The organism is Bradyrhizobium sp., from assembly GCF_030693485.1.
Taxonomy (GTDB): domain Bacteria; phylum Pseudomonadota; class Alphaproteobacteria; order Rhizobiales; family Xanthobacteraceae; genus Bradyrhizobium.
Window position 1 is genome coordinate 1 of the sequence record NZ_JAUYAN010000078.1, and the last position, 10492, is coordinate 10492.

The 10492-nt window shown below is 65.0% G+C and carries 9 protein-coding genes; 4 read left to right on the top strand and 5 right to left on the bottom strand.

Annotated elements, in window-relative coordinates; genetic code table 11:
- Positions 1–6 precede the first annotated feature (6 nt).
- The gene (locus Q8N40_RS05800) at positions 7–1398 is read right to left on the bottom strand and encodes an MFS transporter (protein ID WP_305321820.1); all 1392 of its coding nucleotides are present in this window, start codon (positions 1396–1398) and stop codon (positions 7–9) included.
- Positions 1399–1601: 203 nt separating this feature from the next.
- Between Q8N40_RS05800 and Q8N40_RS05805 the strand changes: the two genes are divergently transcribed.
- Complete coding sequence (locus Q8N40_RS05805; protein WP_371135626.1) at positions 1602–3263, top strand: thiamine pyrophosphate-binding protein; 1662 nt, start codon at positions 1602–1604, stop codon at positions 3261–3263.
- 113 nt (positions 3264–3376) lie between these two features.
- The gene (locus tag Q8N40_RS05810) at positions 3377–4513 is read left to right on the top strand and encodes a mandelate racemase/muconate lactonizing enzyme family protein (RefSeq protein ID WP_305711133.1); all 1137 of its coding nucleotides are present in this window, start codon (positions 3377–3379) and stop codon (positions 4511–4513) included.
- A gap of 97 nt (positions 4514–4610) precedes the next feature.
- Here the strand turns inward: Q8N40_RS05810 and Q8N40_RS05815 are convergent, their stop codons facing one another.
- Positions 4611–5999, bottom strand: coding sequence for an LLM class flavin-dependent oxidoreductase (locus Q8N40_RS05815; protein ID WP_305711134.1), 1389 nt, complete (start codon positions 5997–5999; stop codon positions 4611–4613).
- Between the two features lie 198 nt (positions 6000–6197).
- Between Q8N40_RS05815 and Q8N40_RS05820 the strand changes: the two genes are divergently transcribed.
- Together Q8N40_RS05820 and Q8N40_RS05825 are read left to right on the top strand one after the other, a co-directional pair.
- Positions 6198–7595: a M20 family metallopeptidase gene (locus Q8N40_RS05820; RefSeq protein ID WP_305711135.1), complete on the top strand. Its 1398-nt coding sequence runs from the start codon at positions 6198–6200 to the stop codon at positions 7593–7595.
- Between the two features lie 32 nt (positions 7596–7627).
- Complete coding sequence (locus Q8N40_RS05825) at positions 7628–7885, top strand: hypothetical protein (protein WP_305711136.1); 258 nt, start codon at positions 7628–7630, stop codon at positions 7883–7885.
- A 28-nt stretch (positions 7886–7913) separates the two neighbouring features.
- Here Q8N40_RS05825 and Q8N40_RS05830 read toward each other — a convergent pair whose 3' ends face one another.
- The 3 genes from Q8N40_RS05830 to Q8N40_RS05840 form a co-directional block, all read right to left on the bottom strand.
- Positions 7914–9422 (bottom strand): tripartite tricarboxylate transporter permease, encoded by a 1509-nt coding sequence (locus Q8N40_RS05830; RefSeq protein ID WP_305711137.1) that lies wholly within the window; start codon positions 9420–9422, stop codon positions 7914–7916.
- Between the two features lie 13 nt (positions 9423–9435).
- On the bottom strand, positions 9436–9921 hold the full coding sequence (locus tag Q8N40_RS05835) for a tripartite tricarboxylate transporter TctB family protein (protein WP_305711138.1): 486 nt from the start codon (positions 9919–9921) through the stop codon (positions 9436–9438).
- A gap of 148 nt (positions 9922–10069) precedes the next feature.
- The coding region (locus Q8N40_RS05840; protein ID WP_305711139.1) for a tripartite tricarboxylate transporter substrate-binding protein at positions 10070–10492 on the bottom strand (423 nt) is incomplete at its 5' end.

Sequence of the window (10492 nt, forward strand, 5' to 3'; positions counted from 1 at the left end):
ACGCGATCAGCCGGGCCGCGGGATCGCGATCATACGCAAAAAGCTCATCAGGCTGCCGATCGCGGCGACGCCCGCGGCGAGCGCCAGCGCCACCACGGCGCCATCGCGGCCGACGAAGCTGAAACAGGATGCGGCCAGCGCCGCACCAATGGTCTGTCCGGTGAGGCGCGCCGTCGCCACGATGCTGCTGGCGCTGCCGCTGCGTCCCGCCGGGGCGCTCGACATCAGCGCCTTCAGATTGGGAGCCTGGAAGAAGCCGAAGCCGCATCCGCACAGCGCCATGCGCCAGACGATATCGGCGGTCGCAGGCGCCGCCGGCAGCGTGGCCAGCAACCCCATGCCGAGGCACAGCAGCGCCAGGCCGACGCCGCCGAGGATCCCGGCGGGATATCGGTCGGACAGCCGGCCGGCGATCGGCGCCATGATCGCGACCACCAGCGGCCAGGGTGTCATGAACAGGCCGGTCTCGACCGCGGTCCGATGCAGTGTTTCCTGGAAATAGAATGGCAGCGCGACGAACGCCAGCCCCTGCACCACGAACGAGCACACGGCGGTGGCCGCCGACAGGGCGAAGATCGGCAGCCGAAACAGGTCGACGGGAAGCATCGGCGCGGGATGATCGGCGTGGCGGCGGATCAGGAGCCATCCGAGCGCGACCCCGACCACCAATGCGACCCCGACCAGTCCGATGTCGGCGTGATGCGCCGCGCCGCTTATTCCGATGATGATGAGGCCGAGCGCGCCCGCGGCCATCAGGGCGCCGAGAAAGTCGAACGGGTGAACCGCCCGTGGCGGCCGCGGCAACGTCTTCAATCCGATCGCGATCGCGATCAGGCCGATCGGGATGTTGATGGCGAACAGCCACGGCCACGGCCCCAGCGACAGGATGCCGGCCGCCACCGTCGGCCCAAGCGTCATCGCGGTCGCGACGGTCAGCGCATTGTAACCGAACGCGCGGCCGAGCAGGTGGGTCGGATAGACGAATCGCACTAGCGCGGTATTCACGCTCATCAGGCCGCTGGCGCCCAGTCCCTGCAGCGTGCGGGCCACCAGCAGGCTCTCCAGCGACCACGCGCAGGCGCTGGCGAGCGACGCCACCGTGAACAGCAGCAAGCCGCCCAGATAGATTCGCTCGTGGCCGACGATTTCGCCGAGCGCGCCCAGCGGCAACAGTGTCGCTACCAGCGCGATCTGATAGACGTTCACGACCCAGATGACGTCGGCGGGGCTGACGCGCAGGTCGGCGGCGATGGCGGGAAGGGCGATGTTCGCGATTGCGGTATCGAGCGATGCCACGGCGACGGCGGTGAAGATCGCCGCAACCGCCCAGCGCCGGCGTTCGGCCGGCAGGCCATCATGCGGAGATGGTCCCGTCGCCGAACCCGATTCTTCCGACATCGCGGGGAATGCTCCAGACCAGACAATGCGGCCTGTGGCCATGCCATTTTCAAGACCACTATGAATCAACCGACCGCCAACACAATAGCGGATGCGCGCGTGCCGGCGCAGGGCAGCCATGACCGCGCTTCCTTGCAACAGATGGTGCGGATCAGCCATGATGGCAGGACCCGACGGTAACGGCCGCGGGCAGGAGGAGACAGTTGATGAATCGCATTACCGGGCGCTCGGCGTTCCTGGCCCTGCTCAAGGATGAGGGCATCACCCATCTGTTCGGCAATCCCGGCACCACCGAATTGCCGATCATGCACGCCCTGAAGGAACATCCCGACCTCACTTACGTGATGGCGATGCAGGAAAGCCTGGTGGTCGCCATCGCCGATGGTTACAGCCGCGCCTCGGGCAAGCTCGTCGCCTGCAACGTCCATGTCGCGCCCGGGCTCGGCAACGCCATGGGTTCGCTGTTCAATGCCAGCTTTACCGGCACGCCGATGATCCTCACAGCCGGCCAGCAGGAGCAGGGCCATGGCCTGATGGAGCCGGTGCTGTACGGGCCGATGCTGCAGATGGCGGAGCCGCTGGTGAAATGGGCGGTGGAGGTGACGCGGCTGGAGGACCTGCCGCGGATCGTGCGCCGCGCCGCCAAGATCGCGATGACGCCGCCGACCGGGCCGGTATTCATCTCGCTGCCCGGCGATATCCTCAATGCCGAGGCGGGTATCGAACTGGGCAGCTCGACCCGCGTCGATAGCAGGGTCCGGCCGTCCGACGAGTCCCTGGCTGCGCTGGCGCAGCGGATTCTGAAGGCCCAGAATCCCGTCATCATCACTGGCGATGAAATCGTCAAGAGCGACGCGCTGCGGGAAGCAGCGGATCTGGCGGAAGCGCTGGGTGCGCCCGCCTTTCAATGCTCGACGCCCTATGGCGCGCACTTCCTGTCGGAGAGCCCGTGCTTCATGGGCGCGCTGTCGCGGCTGCAGAAGCAGGTCCGCGAGGTGCTGTCGCCTTACGATCTCGTGATCGTGCTCGGCGCCGATCCCCTGCGGATGTCGGTCTACAGCGAGATCGATCCGCTGCCGGAGGGCATGCCGGTCGTGCAGATCGGGCTGGTCGACTGGGACCTCGCCAAGAATTACAGCGCCGAGATCGCGCTGAAGGCCGATGTCAGGGAGACGCTGCGCGTGCTGGTGCCGGCGCTGAAGTCCGCCGGCGGCGCGGCGCTGGAGACGCGTGCGAAGCAGGGCATCGCGGCGCTGGCATCGAAGAACTGGACCGCCAAACGCAAGGTGCTGGTCGAGCAGATTTCGAAGAGCAGCGATCGCTCGCCGATCGATCCGGACTGGCTGGCGTTGCAGGTTGTCGAGGCGATGCCCGCAAATGCCATCCTGGTCGACGAGGGCCTGACCTCGTCGCGCCAGATGCTGGCGCTGCGCCCGCACCGCGACCGCTACGGTTATCACGCGCTGGCCTCCGGCGGCATCGGCTGGGGCCTGCCGGCTTCGGTTGGCGTCAGCCTCGCCAATCCGGACCGTCCGGTGGTGTGTTTCTCCGGCGACGGCAGCGCGATGTATTCGATCCAGGCGCTGTGGACTGCGGCGCATCACAAGCTGCCGCTGACGGTGGTGATCGTCAACAATGGCGGCTACCGCATCATCAAGCAGCGGCTGCTGGCGTTCCACGGCGATGACCACTACGTCGGGATGGATTTCGTCGATCCCAAGGTGGATTTCACCGCGCTGGCAAAATCGCTCGGGCTGGAAGCGATGCAGATCACCGAGTCGAAGGATGTCGCGGCGGCGCTCAAGTCGGCGTTCTCGCGTCCCGGCGCGAAACTGATCGAAGTGGTGGTCGACGGCACCGTCTGACGCCCCCCGTCATCCGGGGCGATGCGAAGCATCGAACCCGGAATCTCGAGATTCCGGGTTCGCGTCTTTGACGCGCCCCGGGATGACGAGCGATAGATATCGAGAGCACCTGCATGAAAATCACCGCGGTCCGCACCCACATCCTCGAGGCCGCGTTGTCGCAGCCATTTGCCTATTCGCGGGCGTGGTACGACACGCGCACCGCGATGGTGGTCGAGATCGAAACCGATGACGGCATGGTCGGGTGGGGCGAATGCTACGGCCCCGCCCGCATCACCGCTGCCGTCGTGCAAGCCATTGCGCCATGGCTGATCGGCGAGGATCCGCTGCGGACCGAGTTCCTGTGGCAGATGATCTATGCCCGGCTCAGGGATCACGGGCAGAAGGGCGCCGTGATCGAAGGGCTGAGCGGCATCGACATCGCGCTGTGGGATATCAAGGGCAAGCACTTTGGGGTTCCCGTGCATCGCCTGCTCGGCGGCCCGCTGCGCAGCGAAGTACAGGCCTACGCGACGGGTTTGTACCGGCGCAAATCGGGCGATCCGCTAAAATATCTTGCCGAGGAAGCGGTCGGCTATGTCGCGGAAGGCTTCAAGGCCGTCAAACTCAAGGTCGGCTTCGGCGTGGCAGAAGATGCCGCGGTAACGCGCGCCGTGCGCGAAGCAATCGGGCCCGACGTCGCATTGATGGTCGATGCCAACCATGCCTACGACGCCGTCGCGGCGATCCGGCTCGGCCGGATGATCGAGCCGTACGACATCGGCTGGTTCGAGGAGCCGGCGCCGCCGGAGGATGTTGCGGGATATCGCGAAGTCAAAGCGGCGCTTTCGATCCCGATCGCGGGTGGCGAATGCGAGTTCACGCGGTTCGGCTTTCGCGACCTGCTGGCGTCGCGGGCGATCGACATCATTCAGCCCGACACCTGCGCGGCCGGCGGGCTGTCCGAATGCAAGAAGATCGCCGACATGGCCGAGGCGTTCGGCGTCCGCTACAACCCGCATGTCTGGGGCACCGGCATCGCGATCGCAGCCTCCTTGCAACTGCTCGCCGTGCTGCCGTCTCAGACGCCGCATTCACTCGCGCCGCTCGAACCCATGCTCGAGTTCGACCGCACCGAACATCCGATTCGCCAGTCGCTTCTGTTACAACCGATCGAGCATGTGAAGGGCATCGTGCAGGTGCCCGGCGGCCCCGGCCTCGGCATCGATGTCGACCGCGACATGCTGGCGCGTTTTGCCATTGAATCGTAGGGTGGACAAAGCGCAGCGTGCCCACCACAGCGCGCAAATCGATAAATGGTGGGCACGGCGCGAAGAGCGCGCCTTTGCCCACTCTGCGGAGCGAAACCTACTCCGCCGCCTTTGCCGTCACGCCATGCCGATACTGCACGGCCGGATGCGGCGCGCCGAGACGCGCGCGGCCGGCGCCGAACAGTTTTTCGCGCAGCGTGCCCTCGGCATAGGCCTGCTTGTAGCGGCCGCGCCGGGTCAGTTCCGGCACCAGCATGTCGGCGATATCAGCGAAATCGCCGGGCGACACTGCGAACGGCATGTTGAGGCCGTCGACATCGGTCTGCTCGAACCAGGCTTCGATGGCGTCGGCGACTGTTTCCGGCGTGCCGACCACGACCGGCCCGGCGCCGCCGATGCCGACATGCTGGGCGACCTCGCGCACGGTCCAGACCCGGTCCGGATCGGCGCGGGTGATGTTGTCCATCGCGCTGCGGCCGGCGTCGTTTTCGACATGGCGAACCTGCTGGTCGAGGTCGTAGGTCGAAAAATCGACTCCGGTCCAGCCGGACATCAGCGTCAGCGCGCCCTCCGGATTGATGTGGCTGCGATAGTCGGCGTATTTGGCCTTCGCCTCGGCTTCGGTCCGTCCGAGAATGACGGTGAACATGCAGAACATCAGGATCTCGGCCGGGTTGCGGCCGCCCTTGGCCGCGAGTTCGCGAATCGCTGCCACGCGCGGCGCGATGATCCTGGCTGACGGCCCGGACATGAACACGCATTCGGCGTGATCCGCCGCAAATTGCCGTCCGCGCGGCGAGGTGCCGGCCTGGTACAGTACAGGGGTGCGCTGCGGCGAGGGTTCGCTGAGGTGGATGGCGTCGACGCGGTAGTTTTTTCCGGCGTGAACGACGCGATGCACCTTGGCGGGATCGGTGAAAATTCCCCTGATACGATCGCGCACCACTGCGTCGTCCTCCCAGCTGCCTTCCCACAGCTTGTAGACCACCTCCATATACTCGTCGGCGACGTCGTAACGGTCGTCATGCCCGGTCTGCTTGTCCTTGCCGGCGGCCTTGGCCGCGCTGTCGAGATAGCCGGTCACCACGTTCCAGCCGACCCGCCCTTCGGTCAGATGATCGAGCGTCGACATCCGCCGCGCGAATGTATAGGGCGGCTCATAGGACAGGTTGGAGGTGACGCCGAAACCCAGATGCTCGGTGACGGTGGCCATCGCCGGGATCAGCAGCAGGGGATCGTTGGCCGGCGTTTGCGCGGCGTTGCGCAGCGCCGCGTCGGGGTTGCCGCCAAACACGTCGTAGACGCCGAGCACGTCGGCGAGAAACAGCCCGTCGAACCGTCCGCGCTCCAGCGTTTTGGCCAGGTCGATCCAGTACGGTAGCCGGTTATATTCGCTGGTGCGGTCGCGCGGATGGGTCCACAGCCCCGGCGACTGATGCGCGACGCAGTTCATGGCAAAGGCATTGAGCCGGATTTGTTTTTTCATGGTTGAGAAACCTCGAGGCGCCCCACGGGGTCCACCCTGTTATCCGCCCGATCTGCGTGCCCGGGCTGCGAGCGAAATTGTTGCATTCCGGCTGGGCATAGCAAAGAAAATTGTCGGCGTCGTGCCCACTTCCGGTCGGCACCGGTTGTCGCTACGTTGGCAGACGATCGAAACTTCCGTGACTGCAGAAGAGAAGACATGACCAGAGAAGATGCCGTCGCCGGCGCCCGCCAACAGCTTCATTCCGGCGAGTTCCTCGCCGAACTCGACCGCAGGGTCCGCTATAAAACCCAAAGCCAGACTCCCGGCAGCGGCGATGCCCTGCGCGCCTATCTTGAGGAAGGACTGCGACCGGCATTTGCGCAGCTCGATTTCTCCTCGCGGTTGATCGAATCGCCGACCGGAAAGGGGCCTTATCTGGTCGCGGAGTATCGGGAGGACGCGTCGGCGCCGACCGTGCTGATGTACGGCCATGGCGACGTCGTCGACGGCATGGAAGGCGAATGGCGCGACAATCTCGATCCGTGGCGGACCACCGTGTCGGGAAATCGGGTCTATGGCCGCGGCACCGCCGACAACAAGGGCCAGCACAGCATCAACATGGCGGCGTTGTCGGCGGTGCGCGCGGCGCGCGGCGGCAAGCTCGGTTTCAATGCCAAATTCATCATCGAGACCGGCGAGGAGATCGGCTCACCGGATTTGCGCGTCGTATGCGAGTCGCTGCGCGACGAGCTGAAGGCCGATTTGTTTCTGGCATCCGACGGGCCGCGGCTGTCGGCGGATCGGCCGACCATCTTCCTCGGCTGCCGCGGCGGCTTGCGGATTCATCTCGACGTCAAGCTGCGCGACGGCGCGCATCATTCCGGCAATTGGGGTGGCGTGCTGGCCAATGCCGGAACAATTCTGTCAGGCGCGATCGCGTGCCTGGTCGACCACAAGGGACGGATGCAACTGGATCAGTTGAAGCCGCCGCGCATTTCCAACGCGATTCGCGCCGTGCTGGCCGAGGTGAAGGTCGAGCCGACGGCCGATGAGCCGGCCCTGTCGGAGAATTGGGGCGAGGAGGGGCTGTCGCCCGCTGAGAGGCTCTACGCCTGGAACACGCTCGAAGTGCTTGCGATGTCGTCCGGCAACATTGCAAGCCCCGCCAATGCCATCCCCGGCGAGGCGCATGCGGTGCTGCAATTGCGCTTCGTCGTCGGCACCCGAATAGATCAGGTCATCGAGGCGGTGCGTGCGCATCTGCACGACAACGGGTTTGCGATGGTCGAGGTGCGCGCGGCCCAGAGCTTTGCGGCGTCGCGCACCGATTTCGACAGCCCCTGGGTCGGCTGGGCGGCGGAATCGATCCGGCGGACCACCGGCAAGGCGCCGGCGATCCTGCCGAATTTCGGCGGGTCGCTGCCCAATGACGTGTTCTCCGAAGGGCTCGGCCTGCCCACGATCTGGGTGCCGCATTCCTATCCGGGCTGCTCGCAGCATGCGCCCGATGAGCACATTCTGCTCACCGTGACCGAAGAGGCGCTGGGCATCATGGCCGGCCTGTTCTGGGATCTGGGCGAGAGGCCGCGCGATCGGCAAGTGAGTTCCAATTGACTTTGTCTTCGCCGCTGAACAACGGTACCGCGATGAGCAACGTATCAAACTCCGAAACAAGGCTGAAGGCGACGTTCCGGGTCAAGGTGAACGGCAAGATCGTCGCGATCGAGACCGTCGGCCAGGCTCATGGTTTCATCAGCAGTCTCAACTCGGTCGAGTGGATGGAATTCAGGTCGCTGCACAGCGATGCGAAGGCCGCGCTCGAGGCCGCGGCCGAGGATGGCATGCTCATCGTGCAGGCAACCAACGCACTCCGCGCCCTGTTCGCGCGCGCAAGACTGCTCTGAAGCCTCAGAGACTGCTCTGCAGCCGAGACTAGGCGCCTTCCTCCAGCGCCACCAGTTCGCGCTTCTTGCGGAACGATGGCAGCAGCGGGCCGATCAGAAGGACGACCGCAATCGCCAGGCACACTGCCGATATCGGGCGCTCGACGAAAGTCCAGAGATCGCCCTGCGACAGGATCAGCGATTTGCGCAGGTTGTTTTCCAGCATCGGCCCCAGCACGAACGCCAGCACCAGGGGCGCGGGCTCGTAGCCGATCTTGCGCATTAAGTAGCCGATCACGCCGAAGGCGATCATGACATAGACGTCGAACACGTTGTTGCTGGAACAGTAGACGCCGATGATGGTGAACAGGATGATCAGCGGGAACAGGATATTGTACGGGAGTTTCAGGAGCTGAACCCACATCCCGATCAGCGGCAGATTGAGCACCAGCAGCATGACGTTGCCGATATACATGCTGGCGACGATGCCCCAGAACAGGCCGGGGTTCTGCGTGATCATCAGCGGGCCGGGCTGCACCCCGTGGACGATGAAGGCGCCGAGCAGCAGCGCCATCACCACGTTCGGGGGAATGCCGAGCGTCATCAGCGGAATGAAGGCGCCGCCGGCGGCAGCATTGTTGGCGGATTCCGGCCCCGCGACGCCCTCGATTGCGCCGTTGCCGAACCGCTCCGGCGTCTTCGACAGCCGCTTCTCCAGCGCGTAGGACGCAAACGAGGAGATCACCGAGCCGCCGCCCGGCAGAATCCCCAGGAAGAATCCAAGGATTGTGCCGCGTCCGATCGGTCCGGCGCTGGCCTTCCAGTCGGCCTTGTTCGGCAGCAGGTGCGTGATCTTGGCGTTGATGATGTCGCGCTTGATGAGCTTCTCGGTATTGATCAGGACCTCGGCAACGCCGAACAACCCCATCACCACGGGCACCAGGCCGATGCCGTCGATCAGTTCGAGGCGGCCGAAGGTCAGCCGGGGCATGGCGTTGATGCTGTCGAGCCCGATCAGGCCCAGCACGATGCCGATGCAGGCCATCAGCAGCGCCTTCGCCATCGAGCCCTGGGTGAGGAAGGTCAGAACCACCAGTCCCAGAACCATCAGGCTGAAATACTCCGCCGGCCCGAATGCGATCGCGACGCTGGCGAGCGATGGGGCCACCAGCATCAGCGCGATCAGCGCGAATGTGCCGGCGATGAAGGAGCCCAGCGCGGAGATACCGAGCGCCGGTCCGGCGCGGCCCTGCTTCGCCATCTGATGGCCGTCGATACAGGTCACTACCGAGGCGGCTTCGCCGGGGATGTTGACCAGGATCGAGGTGGTGGAGCCGCCATACATCGAGCCGTAATAGATGCCGGCCATCATGATGATGCCGGACTCCGGCGTTCCCGACAGCGTGATCGGCAGCAGCAGCGACATCGCCGAAATCGGCCCGATGCCGGGCAGTACGCCCACCAGCGTACCGATGAACACGCCGATGAAGCAGTAGAGCAGGTTGATCGGCATCAGCGCGACGCCGAAGCCCTGCCCGACATTGAGAAGTGTTTCCATGTTTTCGATCCAGTCAGCCGATTTCGAAGATGCCCGAAGGCAACTGGATCAGGAGCACGCGCTTCAGCACCCACCAAACCCCGAGCGGCGCAAGCAGGGCGATCGGAACGGCCAGCGACCAGCGCACCGGATCGACCAGGCGCAGCAGCAGCAACATCAACGGTATGGTGGAAAGCAGAAATCCGAGCTTGTCGAGCGCCAGGGAAAACGCGATGAGCGATGCGATGACCAGCAGCGGCTTGGTCCAGCGCGCGTCTTTCCAGCGCGCGCCGAAGGTCGGGCCGCCCTCGGTCACGGCCGCGAAGATGATGGTGACTGAGAAGAGGCACATCAGCAGGCCGGTGTAGAACAGCACATAGCCGGAGCCGGGGTCGTTGATGGTGCCGAGCTTGAGCTTGAGGCCCGACCAGACGACGAAGGCGCCCAGCGCGAGGCCGATCAGCCCGCCCCATAGCTCGGAATTATTGACGCGAAGTTTGACGTTATCTTGATCGCTCATCGATTCTCCTCAGGCGTTCCCCGGGCGCAGCGCAGCGGCTATGCCGGTGCGCTGCAGAGCCGGGGTTCAGGGAGCAAAGTTATCGAACCCGGCTCTGCGGCGCAGCGCTGAAGTAGCGGTCCACCGGGTCCGGGACGCAAGGGCGGTGTCAGTTCTTCTTCTTCGCCAGGCCGAGCGCCTCGATCACCTTGAGTTCGGAGTTGGTGACCTCGGTGACGAACTTCTTGTAGTCCTCGGTGTTCTTGTAGTTCGGAACCATGTCGAATTTGGCCAGCGTCGCGATCACCGCGGGATCGTCGAGCGCCTTCTTGAAGGCGTCATGCAGCTTGGCGACGATCTTCGGATCCATGCCCTTGGGCCCGGCGATGCCGAACGGCGAATCGTAGACCATGGGATAGCCGAGTTCCTTGAGCGTCGGCACATCAGGGAAATTCGGCGACCGCGCCGAGGTCCACACCATCAGCAGCCGAAGCTTGCCGGCGTCGACCAGCGGACGCCAGCCGGTGGAATCGGCCTGCAACATGGTGTGCTGGCCAAGCACGGCGGCATTGGTTTCGGCGCCGCCCTTGAA

Excerpts from the sequence above, each read along its gene's own strand:
- Q8N40_RS05825 (WP_305711136.1), top strand. The coding sequence starts at position 7,628 with ATGAGCAACGTATCAAACTCCGAAACAAGGCTGAAGGCGACGTTCCGG.
- Q8N40_RS05815 (WP_305711134.1), bottom strand. The coding sequence starts at position 5,999 with ATGAAAAAACAAATCCGGCTCAATGCCTTTGCCATGAACTGCGTCGCG.
- Q8N40_RS05835 (WP_305711138.1), bottom strand. The coding sequence starts at position 9,921 with ATGAGCGATCAAGATAACGTCAAACTTCGCGTCAATAATTCCGAGCTA.
- Q8N40_RS05800 (WP_305321820.1), bottom strand. The coding sequence starts at position 1,398 with ATGTCGGAAGAATCGGGTTCGGCGACGGGACCATCTCCGCATGATGGC.
- Q8N40_RS05820 (WP_305711135.1), top strand. The coding sequence starts at position 6,198 with ATGACCAGAGAAGATGCCGTCGCCGGCGCCCGCCAACAGCTTCATTCC.
- Q8N40_RS05830 (WP_305711137.1), bottom strand. The coding sequence starts at position 9,422 with ATGGAAACACTTCTCAATGTCGGGCAGGGCTTCGGCGTCGCGCTGATG.
- Q8N40_RS05810 (WP_305711133.1), top strand. The coding sequence starts at position 3,377 with ATGAAAATCACCGCGGTCCGCACCCACATCCTCGAGGCCGCGTTGTCG.